The sequence below is a fragment of the Streptomyces hesseae genome, assembly GCF_031845785.1.
Lineage (GTDB): Bacteria > Actinomycetota > Actinomycetes > Streptomycetales > Streptomycetaceae > Streptomyces > Streptomyces hesseae.
Window position 1 is genome coordinate 12,115 of sequence record NZ_JAVRFI010000022.1, and the last position, 25,975, is coordinate 38,089.

The 25,975-nt window shown below is 72.8% G+C and carries 23 protein-coding genes and 1 pseudogene; 14 read left to right on the top strand and 10 right to left on the bottom strand.

What is annotated here, in order from left to right:
* Window positions 1-100 precede the first annotated feature (100 nt).
* From RM609_RS26720 to RM609_RS26730, 3 genes are all read left to right on the top strand, one after another.
* The gene (locus tag RM609_RS26720) at window positions 101-724 is read left to right on the top strand and encodes an Rv1733c family protein (protein WP_311614131.1); all 624 of its coding nucleotides are present in this window, start codon (window positions 101-103) and stop codon (window positions 722-724) included.
* A 110-nt stretch (window positions 725-834) separates the two neighbouring features.
* On the top strand, window positions 835-3,246 hold the full coding sequence (locus RM609_RS26725) for a right-handed parallel beta-helix repeat-containing protein (protein ID WP_311614132.1): 2,412 nt from the start codon (window positions 835-837) through the stop codon (window positions 3,244-3,246).
* Between the two features lie 149 nt (window positions 3,247-3,395).
* Entirely contained in the window at window positions 3,396-4,241 is an 846-nt protein-coding gene (locus RM609_RS26730) for a DeoR/GlpR family DNA-binding transcription regulator (protein ID WP_311614133.1), read from the top strand.
* 3 nt (window positions 4,242-4,244) lie between these two features.
* On the opposite strand, the gene cds1 is transcribed toward RM609_RS26730, so the two are convergent.
* A complete protein-coding gene (cds1, locus tag RM609_RS26735; RefSeq protein ID WP_311614134.1) occupies window positions 4,245-5,354 on the bottom strand; it encodes an L-cysteine desulfhydrase Cds1 in 1,110 nt (369 codons plus the stop codon).
* A 138-nt stretch (window positions 5,355-5,492) separates the two neighbouring features.
* Here cds1 and RM609_RS26740 point away from each other — a divergent pair, with 138 nt between their 5' ends.
* Together RM609_RS26740 and RM609_RS26745 are read left to right on the top strand one after the other, a co-directional pair.
* The gene (locus tag RM609_RS26740; protein ID WP_311614135.1) at window positions 5,493-5,831 is read left to right on the top strand and encodes a hypothetical protein; all 339 of its coding nucleotides are present in this window, start codon (window positions 5,493-5,495) and stop codon (window positions 5,829-5,831) included.
* A 196-nt stretch (window positions 5,832-6,027) separates the two neighbouring features.
* Window positions 6,028-6,618: an ATP-binding protein gene (locus tag RM609_RS26745; RefSeq protein ID WP_311614136.1), complete on the top strand. Its 591-nt coding sequence runs from the start codon at window positions 6,028-6,030 to the stop codon at window positions 6,616-6,618.
* Between the two features lie 16 nt (window positions 6,619-6,634).
* Here RM609_RS26745 and RM609_RS26750 read toward each other — a convergent pair whose 3' ends face one another.
* Window positions 6,635-7,855 (bottom strand): ROK family protein, encoded by a 1,221-nt coding sequence (locus RM609_RS26750; RefSeq protein WP_311614137.1) that lies wholly within the window; start codon window positions 7,853-7,855, stop codon window positions 6,635-6,637.
* 17 nt (window positions 7,856-7,872) lie between these two features.
* Between RM609_RS26750 and RM609_RS26755 the strand changes: the two genes are divergently transcribed.
* Both RM609_RS26755 and RM609_RS26760 read left to right on the top strand, forming a co-directional pair.
* Window positions 7,873-9,099, top strand: coding sequence for an MFS transporter (locus tag RM609_RS26755; protein ID WP_311614138.1), 1,227 nt, complete (start codon window positions 7,873-7,875; stop codon window positions 9,097-9,099).
* Between the two features lie 43 nt (window positions 9,100-9,142).
* Window positions 9,143-10,030, top strand: a complete 888-nt coding sequence (locus RM609_RS26760) for a DUF2797 domain-containing protein (protein ID WP_311614139.1) — start codon at window positions 9,143-9,145, stop codon at window positions 10,028-10,030.
* 25 nt (window positions 10,031-10,055) lie between these two features.
* On the opposite strand, the gene RM609_RS26765 is transcribed toward RM609_RS26760, so the two are convergent.
* Window positions 10,056-11,243: a geranylgeranyl reductase family protein gene (locus tag RM609_RS26765; RefSeq protein ID WP_311614223.1), complete on the bottom strand. Its 1,188-nt coding sequence runs from the start codon at window positions 11,241-11,243 to the stop codon at window positions 10,056-10,058.
* A gap of 192 nt (window positions 11,244-11,435) precedes the next feature.
* Between RM609_RS26765 and RM609_RS26770 the strand changes: the two genes are divergently transcribed.
* Window positions 11,436-12,821, top strand: coding sequence for a dipeptidase (locus tag RM609_RS26770; protein ID WP_311614140.1), 1,386 nt, complete (start codon window positions 11,436-11,438; stop codon window positions 12,819-12,821).
* 65 nt (window positions 12,822-12,886) lie between these two features.
* On the opposite strand, the gene RM609_RS26775 is transcribed toward RM609_RS26770, so the two are convergent.
* Both RM609_RS26775 and RM609_RS26780 read right to left on the bottom strand, forming a co-directional pair.
* Window positions 12,887-13,303, bottom strand: coding sequence for an SHOCT domain-containing protein (locus tag RM609_RS26775; protein ID WP_311614141.1), 417 nt, complete (start codon window positions 13,301-13,303; stop codon window positions 12,887-12,889).
* Window positions 13,300-14,652, bottom strand: a complete 1,353-nt coding sequence (locus tag RM609_RS26780) for a hypothetical protein (RefSeq protein WP_311614142.1) — start codon at window positions 14,650-14,652, stop codon at window positions 13,300-13,302. Before RM609_RS26780 ends, RM609_RS26775 begins: the two co-directional genes overlap by 4 nt.
* Before the next feature lie 222 nt (window positions 14,653-14,874).
* On the opposite strand from RM609_RS26780, the gene RM609_RS26785 reads away from it, so the two are divergent.
* From RM609_RS26785 to RM609_RS26795, 3 genes are read left to right on the top strand one after another with little or no spacing between them, the layout of a single operon-like run.
* Window positions 14,875-16,461 carry an MFS transporter gene (locus RM609_RS26785; protein WP_311614143.1) on the top strand — a complete coding sequence of 529 codons (1,587 nt, stop codon included), beginning with the start codon at window positions 14,875-14,877 and terminating at the stop codon, window positions 16,459-16,461.
* Window positions 16,458-16,994, top strand: a complete 537-nt coding sequence (locus RM609_RS26790) for a potassium channel family protein (protein WP_311614144.1) — start codon at window positions 16,458-16,460, stop codon at window positions 16,992-16,994. The genes RM609_RS26785 and RM609_RS26790 overlap by 4 nt, the downstream gene beginning before the upstream one ends.
* Before the next feature lie 10 nt (window positions 16,995-17,004).
* Window positions 17,005-17,979, top strand: a complete 975-nt coding sequence (locus tag RM609_RS26795) for a hypothetical protein (RefSeq protein WP_311614145.1) — start codon at window positions 17,005-17,007, stop codon at window positions 17,977-17,979.
* 91 nt (window positions 17,980-18,070) lie between these two features.
* On the opposite strand, the gene RM609_RS26800 is transcribed toward RM609_RS26795, so the two are convergent.
* Window positions 18,071-18,466: a PPOX class F420-dependent oxidoreductase gene (locus RM609_RS26800; RefSeq protein ID WP_311614146.1), complete on the bottom strand. Its 396-nt coding sequence runs from the start codon at window positions 18,464-18,466 to the stop codon at window positions 18,071-18,073.
* A gap of 213 nt (window positions 18,467-18,679) precedes the next feature.
* Between RM609_RS26800 and RM609_RS26805 the strand changes: the two are divergent.
* A pseudogene (locus RM609_RS26805) lies at window positions 18,680-18,934 on the top strand (NUDIX hydrolase); the annotation flags it as partial.
* 269 nt (window positions 18,935-19,203) lie between these two features.
* Here the strand turns inward: RM609_RS26805 and RM609_RS26810 are convergent.
* Together RM609_RS26810 and RM609_RS26815 are read right to left on the bottom strand one after the other, a co-directional pair.
* Window positions 19,204-20,241: an NUDIX hydrolase gene (locus tag RM609_RS26810; RefSeq protein ID WP_311614147.1), complete on the bottom strand. Its 1,038-nt coding sequence runs from the start codon at window positions 20,239-20,241 to the stop codon at window positions 19,204-19,206.
* A gap of 207 nt (window positions 20,242-20,448) precedes the next feature.
* Window positions 20,449-21,447: an ROK family protein gene (locus RM609_RS26815; protein WP_311614148.1), complete on the bottom strand. Its 999-nt coding sequence runs from the start codon at window positions 21,445-21,447 to the stop codon at window positions 20,449-20,451.
* Window positions 21,448-21,742: 295 nt separating this feature from the next.
* Between RM609_RS26815 and RM609_RS26820 the strand changes: the two genes are divergently transcribed.
* Window positions 21,743-22,732, top strand: coding sequence for a LacI family DNA-binding transcriptional regulator (locus RM609_RS26820; RefSeq protein WP_311614224.1), 990 nt, complete (start codon window positions 21,743-21,745; stop codon window positions 22,730-22,732).
* An 82-nt stretch (window positions 22,733-22,814) separates the two neighbouring features.
* Here RM609_RS26820 and RM609_RS26825 read toward each other — a convergent pair whose 3' ends face one another.
* Both RM609_RS26825 and RM609_RS26830 read right to left on the bottom strand, forming a co-directional pair.
* Window positions 22,815-24,089, bottom strand: a complete 1,275-nt coding sequence (locus RM609_RS26825; RefSeq protein ID WP_311614149.1) for a DUF6986 family protein — start codon at window positions 24,087-24,089, stop codon at window positions 22,815-22,817.
* Window positions 24,090-24,220: 131 nt separating this feature from the next.
* Window positions 24,221-24,433 (bottom strand): hypothetical protein, encoded by a 213-nt coding sequence (locus tag RM609_RS26830; RefSeq protein ID WP_311614150.1) that lies wholly within the window; start codon window positions 24,431-24,433, stop codon window positions 24,221-24,223.
* Window positions 24,434-24,640: 207 nt separating this feature from the next.
* Between RM609_RS26830 and RM609_RS26835 the strand changes: the two genes are divergently transcribed.
* The gene (locus RM609_RS26835) at window positions 24,641-25,891 is read left to right on the top strand and encodes a neprosin family prolyl endopeptidase (RefSeq protein ID WP_311614151.1); all 1,251 of its coding nucleotides are present in this window, start codon (window positions 24,641-24,643) and stop codon (window positions 25,889-25,891) included.
* Window positions 25,892-25,975 lie beyond the last annotated feature (84 nt).

Genomic DNA, 25,975 nt, shown 5'->3' on the forward strand with positions numbered 1-25,975 from the left:
TGCCGCCGCGCACGGCAGCCGCGGGGGGTGATTTTCCGCTCTCCGTCGCCTTCCTCCGCATGAGGCGCTCGGTGTGAGGTATTTACGGACGCGTAAGGGGGTGAACACCATACGCGCGACGCTTTCCTTCTGGTTGTCCCTGTGGCGTCGGCGGCGCAGTCCGCTGCGGCGCCGGGGCGATGTCCTCGAGGCCTGGGCGGGGGTGGCCGCCGTGGTGCTGATGCTGGTCGCGGGGCCGGCTCTCGGCTGGACGGCGGGTTCCCTCGCCCATGAGGCGCTCCGGGAGACCGTCCGGGACCAGCACCTGCACCGCCATCTGGTGACGGCCACCGCCCTGGCCCCGGTCTCCGGGAGCGCCGACGGCGACGGCCACGAGGGCGGCGCCGGGCGCGACGGCTACCGGCGGGTCCTCGCCCGCTGGCGGGGCCCCGACGGCCTGGAGCGCACGGGTCTGGTGGCCGTCCGTCAGTACGCGCGCCCCGGCGAGCCGTTCCCGCTGTGGACCGACGACCGGGGCGCCGCCGTGAGCCGCCCCATGGACGGCGCGGCCGCCACCGTCCACGCGGTGCTCGCGGGGCTGGGGGCGGCGGGCGCCGCCGCCGGCCTGGTCGAGGGGGCGCGCAGGCTGGTGGTCTGGCGGATCGCGCGCCGCCGGTACGCGGAGTGGGACCTGGCCTGGGAACGCGCCGGGCACACCTGGGGGCGGGCCGGCGCGGGAAGCTGACGAGGGTCCCGGACAGCCAACTCCCGTGCTCCACGCGCGCTACGGTGGTGCGGCCGGTACTCCTCCGTCCCGGATGCACACACACGCGAACGTGGGGGCACAGCAGCACCATGGCACAGGGTTCGAGCACGGGATCGGTCCAGGTGACGCACACGGGCACATCGCGCTGGCGGCGGCGTACGGGCGAGTACGACTCCCTGGCCTCCGCCCTGGAGGCGGCGGCCGACGGCGATGTACTGTCCGTCGCCCCAGGGACGTACCGGGAGAATCTGGTCGTGTCCCGGTCCATCACCCTGCGGGGTGGCGAGGGCGGGCGCGGCGCGGTGCGGATCGCCCCGACCGAGGGCGTCGCGGTGACCGTGCGCGCCTCGGCGACGCTGCGGGATCTGCTGATCGAGGGCCATGACGCGTCCGCGCCGGCGCTGCTCGTCGAGGACGGGGCGCCGGAGCTCGCGGACCTGCGGGTGGTGACGCGCTCGGCGGCGGGCATCGAGGTGCGCGACGGGGCCCGGCCGACGGTGCGCCGCTGTTCCGTCGACAATCCCGGGGGCGTCGGCATCAGTGTGCTGGACGGCGCGGCCGGGCTCTTCGAGGACTGCGAGGTGGTGGCGGCGGGCCAGTCGGGCGTCACGGTGCGCGGCGGCGCGGCGCCACGGCTGGAGCGCTGCCGGGTGCATCACACCCGGGGGGCGGGGCTGTCGCTGACGGGCGAGGGCAGCACCCTGGAGGCCGTCGGCTGCGAGGTGTACGAGATCCAGGGGACGGGCGTCCAGCTGACCTCGCGCGCCACCGGGCTGCTGACGGACTGCCGGGTGCACCGCACGTCGGCCGACGGCGTGACCCTGGACACCGACGCCGTGCTGTCCCTGACGGACTGCGACATCCACGACGTCCCGGAGAACGCGATCGACCTGCGCTCCCGCTCGGTGCTGACGATGACGCGCTCGGCAGTGCGCCGCTTCGGCCGCAACGGCCTGTCGGTATGGGATCCGGGCACGCGGGTGGAGGCCGGTCAGTGCGAGATCCACGACAGCACGGGCGACTACCCGGCGGTGTGGGTGAGCGACGGCGCGGGCGCCGAGCTGGTCTCCTGCCGGGTGCACGACGTGCCGGACGCGCTGTTCGTCCTGGACCGGGGGTCCAGCGCGGACGTCACCGACAGCGATCTGGCGCGGGTGCGCGGTACGGCGGTCTCGGTGAGCGGCGGGGCGACCGCGCGGCTGGCCGACTGCCGGATCCGGGAGGCGACCACGGGCGTCTGGTTCCGGGGGCACGGCAGCGGGGGCACCCTGAGCGGCTGCGCCGTCGACGCGACGTCGACCGGCGTCATCGTCACCAAGGGCGCGGACCCGGTCGTCGAGCGCTGCACGGTGACCTCGCCCAAGGAGGCGGGTTTCTACGTCTCCGCCGAGGGGCGCGGCACCTTCGACGGCTGCCGGGTGACGGGCAGCGCCGGCTACGGCTTCCACGTCATCGACGGCTGCCGGTCGACGCTGACGGCGTGCCGCACCGAGCGGTGCGCGCGCGGCGGCTACGAGTTCGCCGAGGACGGCCCGGTCAGCCAGGGCTGTACCAGCGACGAGGACACCGTGCGGCACCGGGCCGCGGTGCCCGCCGTGGAAAAGGCCGCGCGGCCGCCGGAGCGGGGCGTGCCGGGGGTGCCGGCGCAGCGCTCCCCGGCCATCGCCGACCCGCCGCCCGCCGGGGACTCGCGCACGGCCACGGCGGCGCTGGCCGAACTGGACGGACTGGTGGGCCTGGACAGCGTCAAGCGCGAGGTGCGGGCCCTGACGGACATGCTAGAGGTCGGGCGGCGGCGCCGGCTGGCCGGGCTGAAGGCCGCCTCCCCCCGCCGGCATCTGGTCTTCACCGGCTCGCCGGGCACGGGGAAGACCACCGTGGCCCGGCTCTACGGGGAGATCCTCGCCTCCCTCGGGGTGCTGGAGCGCGGCCATCTGGTGGAGGTGGCGCGGGTGGACCTGGTGGGCGAGCACATCGGTTCCACGGCCCTGCGCACCCAGGAGGCCTTCGACCGGGCGCGGGGCGGGGTGCTGTTCATCGACGAGGCGTACGCATTGTGCCCCGAGGACTCCGGGCGGGACTTCGGCCGTGAGGCGATCGACACGCTGGTGAAGCTGATGGAGGACCACCGGGACGAGGTCGTGGTCATCGTCGCCGGCTACACGTCCGAGATGGAGCGCTTCCTGACCGTCAACCCCGGTGTGGCGTCCCGCTTCTCACGCACCATCACCTTCGGCGACTACGCGCCGGAGGAGCTGCTGCGCATCGTGCGGCAGCAGGCCGACGAGCACGAGTACCGGATCAGCGAGGAGGCGGCCGGGGCGCTGCTGCGGTACTTCACCGACATCCCCAAGGGGCCGGCCTTCGGCAACGGCCGCACCGCCCGCCGGACCTTCGAGGCGATGGTCGAGCGGCACGCGGGCCGGGTGGCGCAGCTGACCGCGCCCAGCACGGACGACCTCACCCTGCTGTACGCGGAGGATCTACCCGATCCGTCGTGAGCCGGGCGCGGTGGCGCCGAGGGCGCTGAGGGGTGTTGGGGGAAAAAGGGGAAGCCGGAAGGGGCTTGAGCGAAACCGATCGCTGTCGTTCGCGCGTGGGAGTATGTGTGCGCATCATGGGCGACGGTCGACCGGGAAGGAGGGGCCGTGTGAGCGACCAGCAGAATCTCCTGGCGGAGCAGCGGCGTGCCCTGATCCTCGACGAGGTCAGGCGGCGCGGTGGTGTACGGGTCAATGAGCTGACGCGGCGCCTCAACGTCTCGGACATGACGGTCCGCCGCGATCTGGACGCGCTGGCCCGGCAGGGCGTCGTGGAGAAGGTGCACGGCGGCGCGGTGCCGGTCGCGGAGGCGACCACCCACGAGCCCGGCTTCGAGGCGAAGTCGGCGCTGGAGCTCAGCGCCAAGGAGGACATCGCGCGGGCGGCGGCCCGGATGGCCGCGCGCGGCGCGGCCATCGCGCTCGCGGGCGGGACGACGGCCTTCGCCCTGGCCCAGCGGCTGGTGGACATCCCGGATCTGACGGTGGTCACCAACTCGGTACGGGTGGCCGAGGTGTTCCACACCTCCCAGCGCACGATGTCGGCGTCGGGGCCGCAGCCCCGCCCGGGCGCGGCCACGGTCGTCCTGACGGGCGGGGTGCGCACCCCCTCGGACACGCTGGTGGGGCCGGTCGCGGACGCGGCGATCCGGTCGCTCCATTTCGACGTGCTGTTCATCGGGGTGCACGGCATATCCGTGGAGGCGGGCCTGTCGACGCCGAACCTCGCGGAGGCGGAGACCAACCGCCACTTCGTACGCTCCGCCCGGCGCGTCGTGGTGCTGGCCGACCACACGAAGTGGGGCACGGTGGGGCTCAGCTCGTTCGCCACGCTGGACGAGGTCGACGTACTGGTGACCGACGCGGGCCTGCCGCCGCGCGCCCGCGCGGAGATCGCCGAGCGGCTGCCGGAGCTGGTGGTGGCCGGCGCCCGGGGCGACGGCGCGGACGTCTGAGGGTCAGCACGGCCAGCGGCCGGTCGACAGAAAGGCGTCGATGGCCATCGCGTAGGGCTGGATGTCCAGCCCCTCCTCGGCGAGCCAGGCGTCGGAGTAGTACTTGTCGAGGTAGCGGTCGCCGGGGTCGCAGATGAGGGTGACGACGCTGCCCGCGCGCCCCTCGGCGACCATCTCCGCGACGATCTTCAACGCGCCCCACAGGCCGGTGCCGGTGGAGCCGCCGGCCTTGCGCCCGAGGGCCGTCTCCAGGGCGCGTACGGCCGCGACGGTGGCGGCGTCCGGGACCTTCATCATCCGGTCGATCGCGGCGGGCAGGAAGCTGGGTTCCATACGGGGCCGGCCGATGCCCTCGATACGGGAGCCGCGCTCGCTGGTCGCGTCGGGGTCGTGGTCCCGCCAGCCCTCGAAGAAGCAGGAGTTCTCCGGGTCGGCGACGCACACCCTGGTGTCGTACTGCATGTAGCGCGTGTAGCGGGCGATGGTCGCGGAGGTGCCGCCGGTGCCCGCGGTGGCGACGATCCAGGCGGGCTCGGGGTGACGCTCCAGCCGTAGCTGGCTGTAGATCGACTCGGCGATGTTGTTGTTGCCGCGCCAGTCGGTGGCCCGTTCGGCGTAGGTGAACTGGTCGATGTAGTGTCCGCCGGTCCGCTCCGCGAGGGCCGCGGCCTCCGCGTACATCGTCCGGGGGTCGTCCACGAAATGGCACCGGCCGCCCTGGAATTCGATCAGCCGGCACTTCTCGCGGCTCGTCGTGCGCGGCATGACGGCGACGAAGGGGACGCCGATCAGCTGGGCGAAATACGCCTCGGAGATGGCGGTGGAGCCGCTGGACGCCTCGATCACCGAGACCTCGGGGCGGATCCAGCCGTTGCAGAGCCCGTAGAGGAACAGCGAGCGGGCGAGGCGGTGCTTGAGGCTGCCGGTGGGGTGCGTGCTCTCGTCCTTGAGGTAGAGGTCGACGCCCCACTCCTCCGGCAGCGGGAATCGCAGCAGATGGGTGTCGGCGGAACGGTTGGCGTCCGCCTGGACCTTGCGGACCGCCTCCTTCAGCCAAAGGCGGTAGGCCGCGTCGCCGCGGTCCACGTCGATGGTGCGCACGGTGCCGGTCACACGCCGCTCCTCATGGTTCCGGATGGGGACTCACACGGATCACCCGGGCGTTTCGATCATAAAGGGGCACTGGTGCGCGGGCCTGCTCACGGGCAGACTGCGCACGGGACAGCGATTTCGGCCGAGGGGCGGTGCACCGTGACGGAACCGGAGTTCAGCGCGACAGGAGTGCGGATAGAACGCGCCCACCGCAATCTGACCCGGGCCGGCCAGGTGAGGATCCAGGACGGCCTGCTACGGCTGCTGACCAGCTACGGCCGGGAGATCGACAGCGCGCCGGTGGACTCGGTGCGGGCCGGCAAGCCGTGGTTCGCCGCCCGGGACCGGGCCCGCGCGACCGTCAACGGCAATCGCTATGTGCTCACCCTGGGCGGCCCGGAGGGCGCCGGGGAGCAGGGCTCTACCACGGGTGAGGCGGAGGTCAACCGCTTCCTGGAGGTGGTGCGATCGGCGCACGGAAGCACGGTGAAGCACTGACGGATGCAGGAGTTGCGAACACGGCCGCGAGAGTCGACCCTTGACTCATATTGGCATCACCGAGGGTCCATCGGCGGTCACCCTGCGGGCCGGGCCGCCGGGCGGGCCGGCCGGAGGCGCCACCGGACCGTGTCGGGCGTGTGTCGCACCGTCCATCGGAATCAGGCTAGCCCTACTTCTTCAGGGAGTCGCAGCCGTGATCAGCCGAGTGAACAAGCACTGCACCGTTGAGCTCCAGGCCCTCCCGCCGCGCATCGGACAAGTGCGCAGAATCGTATCTGCGCAGTTGCGGTACTGGCATCTCGACGCCCTCATCGACCTTGCCGCGCTCGGCGTCACCGAGCTTCTGACCAATGTTCACCAACATGCCGAACCGGACAAACGCTGCACCGTGGAGATCGACCTCGTACCGTCCCGGCTGACGGTCTCCGTACGGGACCACGATCCCCGGCTGCCCTCCCTCGGCGCTGCCGACGCCGGCAGCACCCATGGCAGGGGGCTGGCGCTCGTCGCGGCGCTCAGCTCCAGCTGGGGGGTGCAGCAGCGGCAGGACGGCGGGAAGGTCGTCTGGTTCACCCTCGCCGTACCGGCCGCCGCCCCGGCGGCGCCACCGCGCTCCGCGCGGAGCGCGGGCACCGTCACCCCCTTCGCACGGCCGGGGCGCGCGATGCCGGCCCTGGAGGATCTGGACGGGCTGGAGGACCCCGCGTTCACGGGGACGGCGACCGGGCCGCGCCGCGCGGTGCTGCGCGAGCACTCCCCCGTCCGGTCCGCCGTCCCGGGCTGATACGGCGGACGGGCCGTCAGCCGAGCAGGGCCAGCGGGTCGTCGAGGACGGGCTGCCAGGCCGCTTCGGCCGCGCCGATGAGGCTGTTGAAGTCCAGGGTGCAGGGGAGGATGGGGACGCCACCGCTGCGGCCCCACAGGCTGCGGTCCGCGACGACCGCGCGCAGCCGCTCGGGGTCGGCCTCCAGCAGCTCCCGGTGGAGGCCGCCGAGGAGGATGCGGTCGGGGTTGAGGATGTTCACCAGCCCGGCCAGGCCCAGGCCCAGCCGGTCGACGATCAGCTCGGCGGCGGCCCGGACGGACGGGTCGTCGTACTCCGAGCGCAGCAGGTCACGGGCCTGCTGGAGCAGCGAGACGGTGGGGCCCGGGGTGCGCCCGGCGGCGCTGAGGAAGGCCAGCGGGTCGGTCTCGACGTCGAGGCAGCCGCGGCTGCCGCAGTGACAGGGCAGGCCCGCGGGGTTGACGGTGAGGTGCCCCACCTCCAGGGCCAGGCCCGAACTGCCGCTGTGCAGACGGCCGTCGAGGACGAGCGCGCCGCCCACGCCCCGGTGGCCGGTGGCCACGCACAGCAGATGGCGGGCGCCCCGGCCCGCGCCATGGCGGTGCTCGGCGAGGGCCGCGAGGTTGACGTCGTTGCCCGTGACGCCCGGGACGGGTGAGGCGTCCGGGCGCAGCACCCCGGACTTGGCGAGGGCCTCGGTGAACAGCTCGCGCACGGGGGCGCCGACGGGCCAGGACAGATGCAGCGGGTTGAGGGCGGTGCCCTCGGGCTCGGCGACGGCCGACGGCACGGCGAGCCCGGCGCCCAGACAACGCCGCCCGGACTCCTGAAGCAGCCCGGCCCCGGCCTCGACGACGGCGTCGATGATGCGCGAGGGGTCGGCCGGCACGTCCATGCAGCCGGGCGCCGTGGCGACCATCCGGCCGCCCAGGCCGATCAGCGCCGCGCGATAGCCGTCGGCGTGGATCTGCGCGGCGAGCACCACGGGCCCGTTGGGTGCGATGGTCAGCCGGTGGGAGGGCCGGCCCTGGGAGCCGGCGGCCACCGGACGCGGGTCGACCTGGATCAGGCCGAGCGCCTCCAGCTCCGCGGCCACGGCACCGGCGGTCGCCCGGGTCACCCCGAGCTCGGTGGTGAGCACGGCGCGCGTGGGGGCGCGGCCGGTGTGTACGAGCTCCAGGGCGGGGCCGAGGGCGCCCCGTCCCCGCTCCAAACGTGTTGTCCGAGTCTGCGTCACGCCTCTATTCTGACTTTGTGCCGACGCTAAACAAAATACGGACGGCCATCCTCGGAGGACCGCGAGTAACCTCCGACGCCGACGCCCTCCGTCCCCTTCGTTCAGCCTTGACCCTTTTCTTCGCCCTGGACGGCTTCCTTTTCGCCGGCTGGGTGGTCCGCATTCCCGCCATCAAGCAGCAGACAGGCGCCTCCGAAGGTGCTCTGGGCCTCGCTCTGCTCGGCGTGTCGGCCGGAGCGGTCGCCACGATGACCCTGACCGGACGGTTGTGCCGGCGCTTCGGCAGCCATCCGGTGACCGTCGCCGCAGCCCTGCTGATGTGCCTCGGTATCGCCCTGCCCCCGCTGACACATTCCGCGCTCGCCCTCGGCCTGGTGCTGCTGGTCTTCGGCGCCGCCTACGGCGGTCTCAACGTCGCGATGAACAGCGCGGCCGTCGATCTCGTCGCGGCACTGCGCAGACCCGTGATGCCGAGCTTCCACGCCGCGTTCAGTGTCGGCGGCATGCTCGGCGCGGGGCTCGGCGCCCTGCTCGCCGGCCGGCTGTCGGTGACCGCGCACCTGCTGCTCCTCACCGCGACCGGCCTGGTCGCCGGGGCGGCCGCGGGCCGCGTCCTCCTCGCCCACCCGGCGCCGGGCCCGCCCCGCACCCCGGAACCGAGGGCCGACGGGCGGCGCACCACCACCCGGGAACGCAAACTGATCGCCGTCTTCGGAACCGTCGCCCTGTGCACGGCCTATGGGGAGGGCGCGCTCGCGGACTGGGGCGCGCTCCATCTCCGGCAGGACCTCGCCGCCCCGGCCGGGCTCGCCGCCCTCGGCTACTCCGTCTTCGCGCTCGCCATGACGCTCGGCAGACTGAGCGGCACCGCCCTCCTGGAACGGCTGGGGCAGACGAGGCTGCTGGTGGCCGGTGGTACGACCGCCGCACTGGGCATGCTGCTGGGCTCGCTGGCCCCGTCCCTCTGGGCGGCCCTCGCGGGATTCGCGATCACCGGGCTGGGCCTGGCCAACATCTTCCCGGTCGCGGTCGGCAGGGCCGGTGAGCTGGCCGGTCCGGGCGGCGTCGCCGCCGCGTCCACCTTCGGCTACGGCGGCATGCTGCTGGGACCACCGGCCATCGGGATCCTCGCCGACCGCTTCTCGCTGCCCCTGGCGCTCACCACGGTCGCCGCGCTCGCGGCGGTCTCGGCGCTCGTCGCCTACGCCACCCGCCGGGCGGGCACCGCTGTCAGTGCCGGCTGACACCATGGAGGACGAGACACGGCGACCGAAGGGGGTGGGCGCGATGAGCGGCCAGGACGAGGGCTGGCTCTGCGCCGGCCCACGGTGGAGCGCCTCGGGCCCGGCGCTGGTCTGGCGCCATCCACGACACGGAGAGCGGCTCTCCCCCCTGCCGCCGGACCGGCCGCTGGCCTTCACCACCGGTGACGTCAGGCGATGCGTCGGCGTACGCAGGGGCGGGCGCCACACATCGTGCCCGACCGGCGCGGCGATCCCGCCCTCGGCGGTCTCGGCACAGTGCCCGGAGTGCGCCCGGCTGGACCGCGCCCACTCGGTGGCGGCGGACACGATCGCGGACGACCCCCGCCCGTACGACCTCTACCTCGCCTGGTTCGCCCCCGGCCTGATCAAGGTCGGCATCACCGCCGCCGAACGGCAGGGTGTCCGCCTCCTGGAACAGGCGGCGCTGTCCTCCGCGCTCCTCGCCCGCGGCCCGCTGATGGCGGCGCGCCGGGCGGAGGCGGTGCTGGGCGCGGCGCTCGCGGTCCCGGACCGCTTCCCGTACGCGGCGAAGCGGGCGGCGCGCCACCCCGTGCCCGCGCAGGAGCTGCGGACGGCGGAGCTGGCCCGGCTGCACGACCGGGCCTCGGCCCTGCTGCCGGAGTCCCTGACGGCGCGGCTTTTCTCTCCCGCGCATCACGACACGACGTACCACCTGGACCGGATACGCCCGGGCCAGGCCGTCGTCGAGCTCGGCCCGGGCCGGACGGTCGCGGGCCGCGTGACGGCGGTCGCCGGCCCGGACGTCTACGTGGAGGCGACGGACGGACGCCCTCTCCTGCTGGACGCCCGCCGGCTGGCGGGCTGGCCGCTCACCGCGGCGGACCCGTCCGCCTCGACGACGGCGTCGGCCCGGCCGGAAACGGCGGGCCCGCAGGACGCCCTGTTCTGACGCGCCGTCTCCGGAGAGGGCTGCGTCAGCCCCGGTCGACGGCGCCCAGCACCCGCCGGGCCACCGGGTGGGTCCGTACGATCTCGGCGAGCGTGGTCGAGCCGCGGGTGATCCTGGCGAACGCCTGCCAGGCCGGGCGGAAACCGGTGACGGCGGCGTGGATGAGGCCGGGGCGGCGCTCGAAGACCGTGAGCATCCGGCGTCCCACGCCCATCTCCACGCCCAGCCCCGCCTTGATGGCGAAGGCGTAGTTGAGGGCCTGACGGCGGGCGTCCACGGCGTCCTGCGCCTCGGCGATCCGTACGGCCCACTCCCCCGCCAGGCGCCCGGAGCGCAGGGCGAAGGAGATGCCCTCGCGCGTCCACGGCTCCAGCAGCCCGGCAGCGTCGCCGCAGACGAGCACCCGGCCCCGGGACAGCGGAGAGTCGTCGGCCCGGCAGCGCGTCAGATGCCCGGACGAGATGCTGGGCTCGAAGCCGGCCAGCCCCAGCCGAGCGATGAAGTCCTCCAGATACCGCTTGGTGGCCGCGCCCTCGCCACGCGCCGAGATCACGCCGACCGTGAGGGTGTCCCCCTTGGGGAAGACCCACCCGTAACTGCCGGGAATCGGGCCCCAGTCGATCTGGACGCGCCCGGCCCAGTCCTCGGCGACCGTCGCGGGCACCGGGATCTCGGCCTCCAGGCCCAGATCCACCTGCTGGAGCTTCACCCCCACGTGTGCCCCTATGCGCCCGGCGCTGCCGTCGGCGCCCACCACCGCGCGGGCCAGCACGGTGCTCCCGTCGCCGAGCACGACGGCCACGGTGCGCCGGTCGGGCACGGCCGGGCCGTGCTGCTCCACCCGGGAGACGGTCACGCCCGTGCGCACCTCGGCCCCGGCCGCCTTGGCGGTCTCGACCAGGGCGGCGTCGAACTCGGACCGGTTGATCAGCCCGAACAGCATGTGCCTGGACCGCCGCGTCCGCGTCATCCGCCCGTTCAGCGAGAACGTGACGGCGTGCACGCGATCGCGCAGCGGCAGCTCGAAGCCGGGCGGCAGCGCGTCGCGCGAGGGGCCGATGATGCCGCCTCCGCAGGTCTTGTAACGCGGCAGCTCGGCCTTCTCCAGGAGCAGCACCCGGCGTCCCTCGGAGGCGGCGGCACGCGCTGCCGAGGCACCGGCGGGCCCCGCTCCGACCACCACGACGTCCCACACCGGCCCGCTGTCCCCCATGTCTTCCCGGGCTGCGCTGTCGCTGCTCACCTGTGCTTCTGCTCCCCTCGAACACCGGCTAAGGCTGTCGCCCGCATCCTAAGGCCCGCCCTCGGGCGGCCCACCGGCCGGACCCGGCGACCGCCATGGGAGGATCGGGGGCGATATCGCCCGTACGTACGGACTCAACGCCGCGCCCCCTAGGAGCGTTCCATGGACACGTCCCCGACCCGCCAGCCGGAACCGGCCGCGCTCGCGGCCACCGTCGCAGGCCTTCAGGCCCGCGCCCGGACCGAGCTCGCCGAGCTGGTCGCCTTCAAGTCGGTCGCGGACGAGGCGCAGTTCCCCAAGAGCGAGTGCGAGGCCGCGGCCCGCTGGGTGGCCGACGCGCTGACCGCGGAGGGCTTCCAGGACGTCGCCACCCTCGACACCCCCGACGGCACCCAGTCCGTCTACGGCTACCTCCCCGGCCCGGCCGGCGCCCCGACGGTGCTCCTCTACGCGCACTACGATGTGCAGCCGCCGCTGGACGAGGCCGCCTGGATCTCCCCGCCCTTCGAGCTCACCGAGCGCGACGGCCGCTGGTACGGGCGCGGCGCCGCCGACTGCAAGGGCGGCCTGATCATGCACCTCACCGCCCTGCGCGCCCTCAAGGAGCACGGCGGCATCCCGGTCAACGTCAAGGTCATCGTCGAGGGCTCGGAGGAGCAGGGCACCGGCGGCCTGGAGCGCTACGCCGAGGCCCACCCGGAGCTGCTGACCGCCGACACCATCGTCATCGGCGACGCGGGCAACTTCCGCCTCGGGCTGCCCACCGTGACGGCAACCCTGCGCGGCATGACGCTCGTCCAGGTCCAGGTGGACACCCTTGAGGGCAACCTCCACTCCGGCATGTTCGGCGGCGCGGCCCCGGACGCGCTCGCCGCGCTGATCCGCGTCCTGGACTCGCTGCGCGCGGAGGACGGCTCCACGACCGTCGCCGGCCTGGAGGCGCAGGGCTCCTGGCAGGGCCTCCAGTACCCGGAGGCGGACTTCCGCCAGGACGCCAAGGTCCTCGACGGCGTCGGCCTCATCGGCGACGGCACGGTGGCCGACCGTCTGTGGGCCCGCCCGGCCGTCACCGTCCTCGGCATCGACTGCCCGCCGGTCGTCGGCGCCACCCCGTCCGTCCACGCGAGCGCCCGCGCGCTGATCAGCCTGCGCGTCCCGCCGGGCATGGACGCCGCCGAGGCGACGAAGCTGCTGCGGGCGCACCTGGAGCGGACCACGCCGTGGAACGCCCGCGTGACCACGGAACAGGTCGGCCAGGGCCAGCCCTTCCAGGCCAACACGGACAGCCCGGCGTACACGTCGATGGCCGAGGCCATGCGCGTCGCGTACCCGGGCGAGGAGATGCAGACGGCGGGCATGGGCGGCTCGATCCCCCTGTGCAACACGCTCGCCACGCTCTACCCGGAGGCGGAGATCCTCCTCATCGGCCTGAGCGAGCCGGAGGCGCAGATCCACGCGGTGAACGAGAGCGTCTCCCCGCAGGAGCTGGAGCGGCTTTCCCTCGCGGAGGCGGTCTTCCTGACGAAGTACGCGGAGAGCAAGGCCTGAGCCTCCGCCGCCCCGACGAGCGGTGTCCGGCAGGTCGTCCACGACCTGCCGGACACAACCGGGGTTCAGTGCAGGATCTTCTCCTTGGCCCGCTGGAATTCCAGGTCCGAGATGTCGCCCTTCGCCCGGAGGTCGGAGAGCTTGGCCAGTTCGTCGGCCGCGCTCGTGCTCCCCGGGCCGGCGGCGGCCTCACGGACGTATTCGTCGAACGCCCGCCGCTGGGCCTGGGCGTGCCGTATTTCGCGGTCCCCCATCTCCCTGCCCCGGGCGAGGACGTAGACGAAGACGCCGAGGAACGGCAGGAAGACCGTGAAGAGCAGCCATGCCGCCTTGCCCCATCCGCCGAGCTGGTCGTCACGGAAGATGTCCCCGATGACGCGGAAGAGCAGCATGACCCACAGGACCCATAGGAAGATCCACAGGATGGTCCAGAACGCGCCGAGGACGGGGTAGTCGTAGGCGAGGTTCACATAAGCGCTCATGTCGTTCTCCTGATCTGATCGCCCGTTCGCGGTGGGGCGGACTCCGTGTCCGGGGTGTCCGTCCCCGAGGCCGCCGCGAGGAGGCCGAGCAGCGCGAGGACGGCGACCACGATGCCGAGGACCAGGGCCACGCAGGCGGCGGTGGGGTAGTTCCACAGGATCAGGGCCAGGGCTCCGCCGGCGATGACGACGCCGGTCGTCCAGGCACGGTAGGCCTCCAGCCAGCGGCCCGTGGCACCCGTGCGCACGCCGGCGTGGGCGAGAGCCCTGCCGCCGGCTCCGGTGCCCCGGGTGGTCAACGACCGTACGAAGCGTGCCCCGCGCCCGGGGCCGTAGAGATAGCCGGCCACGGTGGTGATCACCGCCGTGACGAGCACGGTGCGGGTACTGACGCGCAGGAACCGTACGAACGCGTCGTAGATGGTCCTCGCCGCGTCGGCGGGAAGCACGTTCGTGGGAACGGAGTCCAGGTAGACCCTCCGCATGACGGCGAGCGCGACGAGCAGCGCGATCATCATGACGCCGGTGCCGATGGCCGCGGCCATCAGGGCGATCCGGTGCGAGGGTGCCGTCCAGACGGCGATCGCCGCGAGGGCGAGGGTGGTGACGGGCAGCCAGGTGCCGACCACGTCGAGCAGGCGCATCAGGCTCTGCGCCTTGTCCAGCTTGTCCGTCGTGAACAGGGGAACCGTCTTGTCCACGTCCGGGATCGCGGCGGCCTTCTCGTATCCCTCGTCGACCAGTCGCTTCTTGACGTTGTCGACGAGCGTGCCGATGTCCAGGACGACGGTGTCGCCCTTGGCCTGTACGGCGCTGTTGCCCTCGCCGGTGAGGGTCTTCACCACCGCCGCGTGGGCGCGCCGGTTGGCGATGTTCCACGCTTCGGCGAACTGGTCGCTGGTGACGACCTTGTTCACGACCGTGTGGACGGCCGTGGTCATGGCGTTCTTGAGCGGGCCCGTCAGGAGTGAGGTCTTGTCCACGACGGCGGACGGCGCGTCCGTCTTGGCCAGGGTGCGGCCCAGGGCGTCGGTGATGGCGCGGAAGTCGACCTTGTCGACCACCCGGCCGGTCAGCCGGTCGGTCACGGCGTTCTGCACGGACGGCGCGGTCGCGACGGGGGCGACCGTCTGGACGTATCGGTCGGTGTCGGAGATCTGGCTGTTCACCCAGGCGGCCACGACGGCCAGTGGGGCGAGGAGGAAGGTGAGGACCAGCAGCGCGGACGCCGTGACCTTGCGCACCCGCCGGTGACGCATGGTCGCCAGCCTGCGCAATCGCTCGTACTCCTGGCGCTCCGCCGTGCTGAGGGGTTCGGGGGCGGGTGAATGTGCACCGGACGGGTCCATCGCTGCCTCCCTCCACGCGCGACGCGGTGCCTAGGGCGGCTCTCGTTCCATCGTGTTCCTCACCGGGCGGGCCCGCCACGCGAGCGGAAGACGGTCCGGCCGGGTGACCCGAGGCGCCGGAGAACGCCCACCATGCCTTCCGGCCGCTTCCACCGCCCTATGGTGATCTTCGTGCCCGTGCCCGGGCGCACCGGCCCTGGCAGCAGGGAGGAGGCACATGCCGTGAAACGCTGGCGGGCCCTGGCCGTCCTCGGCACGGCCCAGTTCCTGATGGTGCTGGACACCTCGGTCATGAACGTGTCGATCAGCCGGCTGGTCGAGGACTTCCACACCGACGTCACGTCGATCCAGGCCGTGATCACCCTCTACACGCTCGTCATGGCCGCCTTCATGATCACCGGCGGAAAGCTCGGCGACATGACCGGACGGCGGCGCGCCTTCGCCGTCGGCCTCGCCGTGTACGGCGCCGGGTCCGCCCTCACCGCCCTGGCCCCGGCCCTGTGGGTGCTCACCCTCGGCTGGTCGGTGATCGAGGGGCTGGGCGCCACCCTGGTCCTCCCGGCTCTCGCGGCGCTCGTCGCCGGCGCGTACCGGGGCCGGGAAAGGGCGGTCGCCTACGGGGTGATCGGCGGCCTCGCCGGTGCGGGCATCGCGGTGGGGCCGCTGATCGGCGGATGGGTGACGACGTACCTGACATGGCGTCTGGTGTTCGCGGCCGAGGTCGTGGTGGTCGTGGCCATGCTGTGCTGCGTCCGCTGGATCCCCGACTCCCCGCCGGAGTCCCGGCCCCGGCTCGACGCGGTGGGCGTGGCGCTGTCCGCCACCGGGCTCGCCCTCGTCGTACTGGGTGTCCTGCAGAGCGGCGCGTGGGGCTGGCTGCGGCCGCGCCGCGTGCCCTTCACCGTCCTGGGCTTCTCCCCCACTTTCTTCGTCATCGCCGCGGGTGCCGTGCTCCTGTGGCTGTTCCACGCCTGGGAACGACGACGGGAGGCACGAGGACGGGATCCGCTGGTGCGCTTCTCGCTGTTCGGCATCCCGCCGCTGCGCGCCGGCCTGAGCATGCTGATGGCCCAGAACCTCATCCTGCTCGGCCTGTTCTTCACCGTCCCCCTCTACCTGCAGATCGTCCAGGGGTTCAACGCCTTCCAGACCGGGCTGCGACTGCTGCCCACGTCGGTGACGATGCTGTTGTCCGCCCTGTCCGGTCCGGTGCTGGGCAGGATCGCCGGACCGCGCACGATCGTGCGGTGCGGCCTGGCGGTGCTGCTGATCGCGACGCTGTGGCTGATCAGTGCCATCCGGCCCGACATCGACAACCTGTCCTTCGGGGCGGCCATGGCCGTCCTGGGCCTGGGCATGGGGCTGCTCGCCTCCCAGCTCGGCAACGTCACCCAGTCCAGCGTGGCGGAGGCCGAGCGCGGCGAGGCGGGAGGGTTGCAGTACACGGCGCAGAACCTCGGCTCGTCCCTGGGCACCGCGCTCATCGGCTCCCTGCTGATCGGCGCGCTCGTGAGCGTCTTCACGACGCGGATCGAGGACGACCCGAGGATCTCGGACGCGATCCGCCAGGAGACCGGAGTCGCCGTCGAGTCGGGAGTCAGCTTCGTCAGCACGGCACAGATCAAGGACGCCGCCGAACGGTCCGGGTTGTCGCAGCAGGAGACGGACGCCGTAGTGGACGCCTACGCGGGCGCCCAGATCGAGAGCCTCAAGGCGGCCGTCCTGACCGCCTCCGGCATCACCCTCGTCAGCTTCGCCTTCACCCGCCGCCTTCCGACGGCCGCCGCCGGCCACGGGACGGCGTCGTGACGGGCCGCCCGCCCGTGGGGGCGGCCGTGCGTCCCCTGGTCACCGCGACCGCCCTGGTGCTCGCCTACTACCTGCTGCCCATGGACGAGAGGTTCGGGGGCGGGGCGGCGGTGACGCTCGTCCTGGGGCTGGCCGCGCTCCTGCTGCTCTTCCTGTGGCAATTGCGTTCGATCTCGTACTCGCCCCAGCCCCGGCTGCGCGCGGTCGAGACGCTCGCGACGACCGTGCCGCTGTTCCTGCTCCTCTTCGCCACCACGTACTTCCTGCTGGAGCGGAACGTTCCGGGAAGCTTCAGCGAGACCCTCGACCGCACCGGGGCCCTGTACTTCACGCTGACCGTCTTCAGCACGGTCGGCTTCGGCGACATCGTCGCCTCCTCGGAGTCGGCCCGGATCGTCACGATGGCCCAGATGACCGCCGATGTCCTTCTGGTCGGGGTCGCGGCCCGGGTGGTGGTCGGCGCCGTCGAGTCAGGACTGCGCCGCCGCGAGACACCGGACGCCGCTCCTCCCACCTCGGGAGAACAGACATGAGCCCGGCTGTATGAGAAACCGTCGACGCGCTCCGCGTGAACCGTCCTCCGCCCGGCCCATCCGGTCGGTCACGGTCGAGGCGCAGGCACTGCTGCCGATGATCTGGGGCGATCCCGAGCACATGCCCGAACAGCTCGCCTTCTTCGCCGTCCGCCGCTTCGGACACCGGGCGGCCGCGGCGGTCGAACGACGTCGGGAACGCGAGCCCGGCGCGGAGCCCGCCGAACTCAACGCCGGCATCATCAGCCGCGGCACGCGCGTGACGATCGCCGAGGGTGTGGTGGTGGGCGGGCCGTTCATCGTCCTCATCCCGGTGAGCTTCGTGGCGGCACTGCTCGCGCGGGCCCAGATGGTCCTGGAGCTGGCGGCCGTGGCGGGCCACGCCCCGGAGAGCGAGCACCGGGTCGCCGAATTGCTGATCCTCCAGGACGTCTACGCCTCGGTGGACGAAGCGAACGACGCGCTGGCACGTGCGGAGCGGCACCCTCCAGGAGGGCCGGGGCAGCTGCCGCGACGGACGCGATGGCAGTTGATCGTCAAAATGGCGGCACTGCTGGGACTCATCTCCGGCGGAAAACGAAGCAGGGCCCAACAAACCCTGTCCATCGTCTCCTTCTCCTGCCTCTTTCTCATCGGGCTGGCCTTGCCGTGGATCTGGATGCCCGTTCTGGCCGTGTTCTACCGGCAGGCGACATCGCGGCTGGGTGCGAAGGCGGCGATGTTCTACGCACAGGACCCGGCCGCTGTCCGCGCCGGCCACGGACGGCGCCGATGGACCCACCGCGTCCTGAAGGCCCCCGGCATCACCTCCGTACTGCGGTTCGTCGCCCTCGCACTCCTGCCGGTGGCGACGGCGGGTGCGGCGATCCTGACGGAAATCCACGTCGCCGGAGGCCCGTGGGGCACCGGCCTGATCGTCCTGTGCGCGGTCTCCCTGGTGACGGCCGCCATCTGGTACGGACACCGGTGGTCGAGAAATCACTGAGGGAACGGCCGCCCCTGTGTCCTGGCGGGGGATCGCGAACCAGCGCCAACAGCCCTGTGCCGAACCTGTCCGGCACAGGAAGTCGCCAACCTCAGACAGAGAAGCCGGAGATCCTCTGCGGAGTGACCCGGACGACCAACCGGAGGACATCGTCCGACTCGGCGGGCGGATCCTCGCCGAGGTATTTCTGGGAGAGCTTGCGCGGAAGCGACTTCTCCCGGTCCTCGATCAGTTCGGCGGTGCCGCGGATGTCCACGGAGTGGTACGGGTTCTCGACGTCGTAGACGGTGAGGCTGACCCGTGGGTCCCGCGTGAGGTTCCGGGCCTTCTGTCGCCCCGCCGTGGTGGAGAACAGCACCGCGTCTCCGTCCCTCGCTATCCAGACCACCGAGGTCTGTGGCCCGCCGTCCCGATTCAGCGTCGCGACGGTGGCGAAGTTCCTCCCGTCCAGAAGCTTGCGCGTCTCCTCATTGAACGCCACTGACATGGCTTCCCCCTTCTGTCCAGCATTCCGCTTGTTCACTGCTTGCGTGGAACGGATGCGAGGGCTGAGTTCTTCCCGATGCGGGACCACATGGCCGGCACCCGGCCGTGCTGTCACGATCTCGCCGGTTCGGGGCGGTGTCGGAACGATCCGTCCCCCAGGCTGAACCTCGCCGCCGGATATGGTCGTTGGGGCTCGGCCTGCTGACGGACCTGCGTGGAGATCACGGGGCTGGTCGGCACCTACACCGACCCGCGCCACGCGATCGCCTACTCCGACGGAGAGGTACGACGGCAGTTCAACGTCTGCTTCACCGCACACGCGACCGGCGGGAAGCTCGCGATCTCCGACGAGTCCACCGAACTGCGGTTCGTTCACCCCGACGAAATCCCGTCGCTCCCCATGCACCACACCCAACAACTCCGCATCCGACACTTCCTGGAGCACCGGGAACACCCCTACCTGGGGTGATACCCCCAAGCCGGCCCTCCAAGGGCGCGATCGCCGTCGGGCAGGAACCACCCTCCGAAGGGTCACCCAGCTTGGCGCCCGCCCCACCCCGGGGACTGACGCAAGGGGGCGGGGTGGGGTGGACGGGCCCTGGTAGGGGCGTAAAGAGCTCTTCGCCGCTAGAGCCAAATACGGGGCACCCAACACAGCAGTACCAGGCACCGCGAAGAGGTCAGCCCCGTAAGGGCCCGTCCACCCCGCCCCCGACCCACGACGCGCCCACGCCGGCGTCACCCCACCGGCACCCCCGCCTCCAGGTTCATCACCCGCCCCCGCTCCCGCGCCCGCAACGCCCACCTCAACCGCCGCAACCGCACCGGCGGCAACATCGTCGACGCCTCGTCCTCCGTAACGAACCGCCACCCCCGCAGCTCCGCCCCCGGCAGCAACAACCGCCGCGCGTCAGCCGAGTTCAGCCGCCCCCCGTCGAACAGAAACCGCAACCCCCCAAAACCGGGCGGCTTAGGCGGCTCCCAGTCGACGACCAACAGCCGTGGAACCGCACTGAGCTCGATCCCGATCTCCTCGGCCACCTCCCGCATCCCGGCTCGCGCAGGCGCCTCCCCCGGCTCGACCACGCCACCGGGAAACTCCCACCCCGGCTTGTACGTGGGGTCGACAAGCAGCACCCGATCGTCCTCGTCGAAGAGCAGCACCCCCGCCGCGAGCGTCGCCGCCTTCGGCTCGGGCGTCTGGACGATGGGGCAGAAGCCCGCCGTCCCGTTCCGCACGGCCTCGGCGATCCGCTCGGCCGTCTCACGCGGGGTCAGCGCCCCGTTGTCGACGACAAGCGCGTCCCCCCTCAACCAGGACAGCGCCTCCCGATACGGAACAACGTGATCGCGCCCCCACTGCCGTACGGCCTCGCTCCGCACAGGGTCGTCCGGGAACTCGACACGGCCCTCGATCCGCGCCCGAAGGATCGTTTCCTCGGACGTCAGCACCACATGCCGCACCCGGATCGCCCGCGAGGCCAGCGCCCCGAAGATCTCGTCCCGGTACTCCTGCCGCAGCAGCGTCATGGGGACGACGAGCACCCCGCCCACCTCGGCGAGCAGCGCCGACGCGGTGTCCACGACCATCCGCCGCCAGATCGGCAGGTCCTGGTAGTCGCAGACCTCGCCCAGTCTTTTCGGCGGCAGCAGATGCCGCAGCGCCCCGCCGGTCACTTCGGGATCGTAGAGGGTGCTGCCCGGAATGAGCCGGGTCAGTTCCTTGGCCGTGCTGGTCTTGCCCCCACTGAACGCACCGTTCAGCCAGACGATCACGGTTCCCCCTCCTCCGTAGCCCCCGGTGACGGCCCCGGCCCCGTAGCCCCCTGTGACGGGCTCGGGAACACAGTGCCCGCACCACCTTGCCACGGAAACGTGTACGAGCGGCATGGGGCGCGGTCCCGGCCACGGGCCGCCGACGGGCCGCCGAGGAACCACCGGCGCACCCCACGGCAAGCCACCGGACCGGGGCCTGAGCAGCCGTCACATGCCGCTGGCGGTTCCCGGGCCCGTTCCCCCCGTTCCCCCGGCCGGCCCCCACAGCCCCGCCTCCGCGGCGGCCGCGGCGGCCGCACCCACCACGCCCGCGTCGGAGCCGAGCCGGGCAGGGAACACCTCGACGCCCGAGGCGAAGGACAACGCCGCGTAGTCACGCAGGTGTGCACGGAGCGGCGCGAAAAGGACGTCGCCGGCGCCGGCGACACCGCCGCCTATGACCGCCACCTCGATCTCCACGAGCGTCGCGGTGGCGGCGATGCCCGCCGCGAGCGCCCGCGCCGCCCGGGCGAAGGAGGCCAGGGCGACCGGGTCGCCCGCGTGGGCGGCCGCCGCGACGCCGGCCGCGCTCGCATCGCCGTCGGGCCCCGGCCGCCAGCCGGCCTCAAGGGCGCGGCGGGCGATGTTCGGACCGCTGGCGATGCGCTCGACGCACCCACGGGAGCCGCACGGACAGGGATCTCCATCCAGATCGACGCTGATGTGCCCGATGTGACCGGCGTTGCCGGTAGGCCCGGAGCGCAGCCGCCCACCCAGAACCAACCCCCCGCCGACCCCCGTGGAGACCACCATGCAGAGCGCGTCGGCCCGGCCCCGGGCGGCGCCCTGCCAGTGCTCGGCGGCGGCCATGGCGACCCCGTCGCCCACCAGCGTCACCGGCAGCCCGCCCACCCGCCGGGTCACCTCGGCGACCAGCGGAAACCCGCGCCACCCGGGCACGTTGACAGGGCTGACGGTCCCCGCGGACGCGTCGACGGGGCCCGCGCTGCCGATGCCCACCGCCCGGACCAGCGGCCACTCGGCGGACCCGGCCAGTTCGTCGAGGACGGCCGCCACGGCGGCCATCACCGTCGCGCCGTCCTCCCGCGCCGGGGTGGGCCGGCGGGCACGGACGCGCAGCCGCCCCGCACCGTCGACCAGCGCCCCGGCGATCTTGGTGCCGCCGATGTCGAGAGCGGCGACGAGGTCGCCGGAGTCGGTGTGCACGGTGCCGGTCTCTCTCCTGTTCCACGAATCCTGACCCGGTGTTCCACAAATCCTGACCCGGCAAGGCTGCCGCAATCGCGACCGGGTCGCCGCGACCGCCACAAGCTCGTCGCAAGGCCGCCGCAGGGTTTTCGGGACGTCAGTCTCGCCGGGGTTGACAACGTTGTCCAGGGCCTATGCTCGACGTCACTCCGCACATCGGACGCATGGCTCAACCGCCCCTCCGCGCAAAGGACCAGCGATTGTGAACGACGCCGCCACCGGCCGGCTCCCCCGCTACGGCACCCGGCCCACCATGAAGGACGTCGCGGCCCGCGCCGGGGTGGGCCTGAAGACCGTCTCCCGCGTGGTGAACAGCGAGCCGGGCGTCACCCAGGAAACCGAGCGGCGCGTCCAGGAGGCGATCACCGCGCTCGGCTTCCGGCGCAACGACAGCGCCCGCGTCCTGCGCAAGGGCCGCACTTCGACGGTGGGCCTCGTCCTGGAGGACCTCGCCGACCCCTTCTACGCGCCGCTGAACCGTGCCGTCGAGGAGGTCGCCCGCGCCCACGGCGCCCTGCTCATCAATGGCTCCAGCGCCGAGGATCCCGAGCGGGAACGGGAGCTCGCCCTGGCGTTCTGCGCCCGCCGCGTGGACGGCCTGATCGTCATCCCTGCGGGCCACGACCACCGTTACCTGGAACCCGAGATCGCCGCCGGTGTCGCCACGGTCTTCGTCGACCGCCCAGCCGGGCGGATAGCCGCCGACGCGGTGCTCTCCGACAACCACGGCGGCGCCCGCGCCGGTGTCGCCCACCTGATCGCCCACGGCCACCGCCGCATCGGCTTCATCGGCGACCGGCCGCGCATCCACACGGCCGGGGAGCGACTGCGGGGGTATCACGCCGCGATGGCCGACGCCGGGCTGCCCGTCTCCGACGCCTGGGTCTCCCTCGGCCCGACCACCCCCGAGCGCGTACGGGCCGAGGCGGAGCGCATGCTCTCGGGCGAACATCCGGTGACAGCGTTCTTCACAGGAAACAACCGGGTGACGGTCACGATCCTGCGTGTCATCACGCAGTTGCCCCGCCCCGTGGCGCTCGTCGGCTTCGACGACCTCGAACTGGCCGACCTGCTCTCCCCCGGTGTCACGGTCGTCGCACAGGACGCCGCCCGCCTCGGCCGTACGGCGGCGGAGCTGCTGTTCCGCCGACTGGACGGCGCGGAGGACACGCCCCGCAGCGTCGAACTGCCGACCCGTCTGATCGTCCGGGGCTCGGGCGAACTCCCGCCGGTCGAGGGCTGATCCGCCGCAGGACCCCAGAAGCGAAAGCGGGCCCAAAGACAAAGCCCCCGTCAACCAGCCGGCCCGTCAAACCGCCGGCCCGTCAGACAGCCCGCCCCGCCAACCGCTCCAGCGCGGCCCGGTCCAACCCGGTGAGCCCGGTCACCTCAACACCATCCACAGCCCCGCAGTCCAGCCCGCGCAGCAGATGGCCGCTGAGCGCCCGGGCGGTGGCGGGCTCGTCGAGCACGTCGCCCCCGGCCCGTTCCGTGTACGCCACGAGGCGGGCGGCCGCCCGCTCCAGCCCCTCGCGGTAGTAGGAGTACACGGCGGCGTAGCGGGTCGGCAGGTGTCCGGGGTGCATGTCCCAGCCCTGGTAGTACGCGCGGGCCAGCGCCCGGCGGACGAGCCCGTGGTGCAGCCGCCACGCCTCGTGGACGCGCGCGGTCGTGCCGACGGGCAGCACGTTCGTCGAACCGTCCGAGAGGCGGACGCCCGTGCCGGCGGCGGCGACCTGCATGACGGCCTTGGCGTGGTCGGCCACCGGGTGGTCCGGCGCCTGGTGGGCGGCGCCGACGCCGCAGGCGGCGCTGTAGTCGAACGTGCCGTAGTGCAGCGCGGTGACGCGTCCGCCGCCGGCGTCTATCAGCCGGGCGACGGTGGCCCGGCCGTCGGCCCCGAGGACGGCCTGGGTGGTCTCGATCTGTATCTCGAAACGGATGCGCCCCTCCTCCAGCCCGTGCGCCGTCTCGAACTCCCGGGCCAGCCGGGCCATCGCGACGACCTGTTCGGGATAGGTGACCTTGGGCAGGGTGAGCATCAGCCCGTCGGGCAGTCCGCCGGCCTCCATCAGCCCGGTGAGGAAGATGTCGAGGGTGCGGATGCCCCGGTCGCGGACGGCAGCCTCCATGCACTTGACGCGCACCCCCATGAAGGGGGACGCCGTGCCGTCGGCGTACGCCTCCGCCACCAGCCGGGCCGCGCGGGCGGCGGCCGCGTCCTCCTCGGCGTCCGGGCGCGGCCCGTACCCGTCCTCGAAGTCGATCCGCAGGTCCTCGACGGGCTCGCGCTCCAGCTTGGCCCGCACCCGCTCGTACACGGGCCCGGCGAGTTCGCCGGGCAGCCCGAGCACGGCGCCGAAGGCCTTCGCGCCGGGGGCGTGCTCGTCGAGGGCGGCGAGCGCCCGGTCGCCCCATTCGCGGACGGTGCCCGCGGTGAAGACGTCGGCCGGGACATAGACGGTGTGCACGGGCTGGCGGGTGCCGGCGTCGCCCGGATAGCGCCGGGCGAGCTCGGCGTCGACCGCCGCGAGGGAGGTGCCGACGCTCTCCCGTACCGCGCTGGTGAAGGTCGTAGCGACCGCCGAACGCTGCCCCATGGGTGCCCCTCCCCGACCACCACGACCCGCTACCGCGACTTCCGCAGCACGGAATCGACCATCCGTGCAGCGAAGTTAGTCAGCGGACCGGCGGGGGGTCAACACCCCTGCGCACCGGGGCGGTCCGTCGCTCAGAAGTAGTCCCGGACCACGTGCTCGGCGGCCCGGCTCTCCGCCGTGGCCGGGTCCAGTTCGCTCAGCGAGAGCAGATCGGTGTCGTCGCGCAGATACCCCTCCCACGCCTCGGCCATCTTCTCCTGCTGCTCGCGCGGCAACTGTTCGACGTCTTCTCGGCTCGCGGGGCTCAGGGCATGGAGGAACCGCGTCAGGCTGTCAGTCTGCATGCCGTATCTCTTCCAACGCCCGGTCACGGCGGACACCCCGGCCCCCGCCCACATCACCCGGACGGCGGCGGACCCGACGACGGCGCGGGCCCGGAGCGGACTGGACCGTTCGGGTGGTCTTTCGACTGAACGGGTGATTCCAGGGGGATCGCCTCAGCAGAGGCCGCGCGCCGCGCGCCCGCACGGAACGGAACGGAGAGCCCGGTCATGTCTCCTCGCGACGAGCCGCACTTCCCCGACTTCTCCACCTTCATCAGCGGCGTGCACGCCACGGATCACACGCTGTTCAGCGCCGCCCGCCCCACCGCGCGCGTCGGCGCCGAGGATTTCGACGCGATGAAGGCGCACATCCAGTCCCTGTACGCCGGCATCGAGGACGTCCCCCATACCTTCGTGGACGACAACGGCCAGGTTTTCGACTGCGTCCCCGTCGAGAACCAGCCCGCCCTCCGGGGCGTCACCGAGGCCCCGGCCACGCCCGTCGACGCCCCGGCCGCACCCGGCCCCCGCGTCGACCCGCAGAGCCTGCCGCTGCGAGCCCAGCTGCGGTCGGACCGCATCGACAAGTTCGGGCACGCGATGGCGTGCCCGCCGGGCACGATCGCGCTGCGCCGGATCACCCTCGACGAGCTGGCCCGGAGGGGCACCCTCCGGGACTTCTTCCAGAAGAGTCCCCTGGGCACCGGCCGCCACCCCCGGCTCAGTCCGCCCGCCGTGCAGGCAGGCGTCCACAAGTACGCCCACGCCTATCAGGTGGCCGGCAACCTCGGCGGCCACAGCTTCATCAATGTCTGGGACCCCGGCGTCGGCTCGCAGATCTTCTCGCTCTCCCAGCAGTGGTACGCCGCGGGCTCACCGGTGCAGACGGTCGAGTGCGGCTGGCAGGTCTACCCGGGGAAGTACGGCACCACCCAGCCGTGCCTCTTCATCTACTGGACCGCCGACGGCTATCAGCGCACCGGCTGCTACAACCACGACTGCTCCGCCTTCGTCCAGACGAACCCCAACTGGGCCTTCGGCGGCACGCTGGGCCCGGTGAGCGTGCTGGGCGGCGCGCAGTACGAGCTGGAAGTGACCTATTACTTCAACGGCGGCAACTGGTGGCTCTACCTCGGGGGCACCAGCGCGAGCAACGCCGTGGGCTACTACCCGGGATCCCTCTTCGGCAGCGGCCCGCTCGCCTCCGGCGCGGCGTCGGACGTCGACTACGGCGGCGAGGTCGTGGACAACACGGCCTGGCCGCCCATGGGCAGCGGCATGTTCGCCTCGGCGGGCTGGCAGTGGGCCGCGTACCACCGCGACGTCGTCCACTACCCCACCGCGGGCGGCGCGGTACAGGCCTCCCTGACGGCGTCCCAGCCCTCCGCGAACTGCTTCACCTGCGAGGTGCACCACGCCGCTTCCCCGTGGAACGAGTACTTCTTCCACGGCGGCCCGGGCGGCACGGCCTGCACCTGACGGCCCCACCGCGGCGGGAACGCCACAGGGCCCCCAACCCCGGCGCGCGGCCGGAGGCTGAGAGCCCTGTCAGAAGCAGGCGGG

Excerpts from the sequence above, each read along its gene's own strand:
- RM609_RS26725 (WP_311614132.1), top strand. The coding sequence starts at position 835 with ATGGCACAGGGTTCGAGCACGGGATCGGTCCAGGTGACGCACACGGGC.
- RM609_RS26760 (WP_311614139.1), top strand. The coding sequence starts at position 9,143 with ATGAGCGGCCAGGACGAGGGCTGGCTCTGCGCCGGCCCACGGTGGAGC.
- RM609_RS26765 (WP_311614223.1), bottom strand. The coding sequence starts at position 11,243 with ATGGGGGACAGCGGGCCGGTGTGGGACGTCGTGGTGGTCGGAGCGGGG.
- RM609_RS26770 (WP_311614140.1), top strand. The coding sequence starts at position 11,436 with ATGGACACGTCCCCGACCCGCCAGCCGGAACCGGCCGCGCTCGCGGCC.
- RM609_RS26775 (WP_311614141.1), bottom strand. The coding sequence starts at position 13,303 with ATGAGCGCTTATGTGAACCTCGCCTACGACTACCCCGTCCTCGGCGCG.
- RM609_RS26780 (WP_311614142.1), bottom strand. The coding sequence starts at position 14,652 with ATGGACCCGTCCGGTGCACATTCACCCGCCCCCGAACCCCTCAGCACG.
- RM609_RS26795 (WP_311614145.1), top strand. The coding sequence starts at position 17,005 with ATGAGAAACCGTCGACGCGCTCCGCGTGAACCGTCCTCCGCCCGGCCC.
- RM609_RS26800 (WP_311614146.1), bottom strand. The coding sequence starts at position 18,466 with ATGTCAGTGGCGTTCAATGAGGAGACGCGCAAGCTTCTGGACGGGAGG.
- RM609_RS26820 (WP_311614224.1), top strand. The coding sequence starts at position 21,743 with ATGAAGGACGTCGCGGCCCGCGCCGGGGTGGGCCTGAAGACCGTCTCC.
- RM609_RS26825 (WP_311614149.1), bottom strand. The coding sequence starts at position 24,089 with ATGGGGCAGCGTTCGGCGGTCGCTACGACCTTCACCAGCGCGGTACGG.
- RM609_RS26830 (WP_311614150.1), bottom strand. The coding sequence starts at position 24,433 with ATGCAGACTGACAGCCTGACGCGGTTCCTCCATGCCCTGAGCCCCGCG.
- RM609_RS26835 (WP_311614151.1), top strand. The coding sequence starts at position 24,641 with ATGTCTCCTCGCGACGAGCCGCACTTCCCCGACTTCTCCACCTTCATC.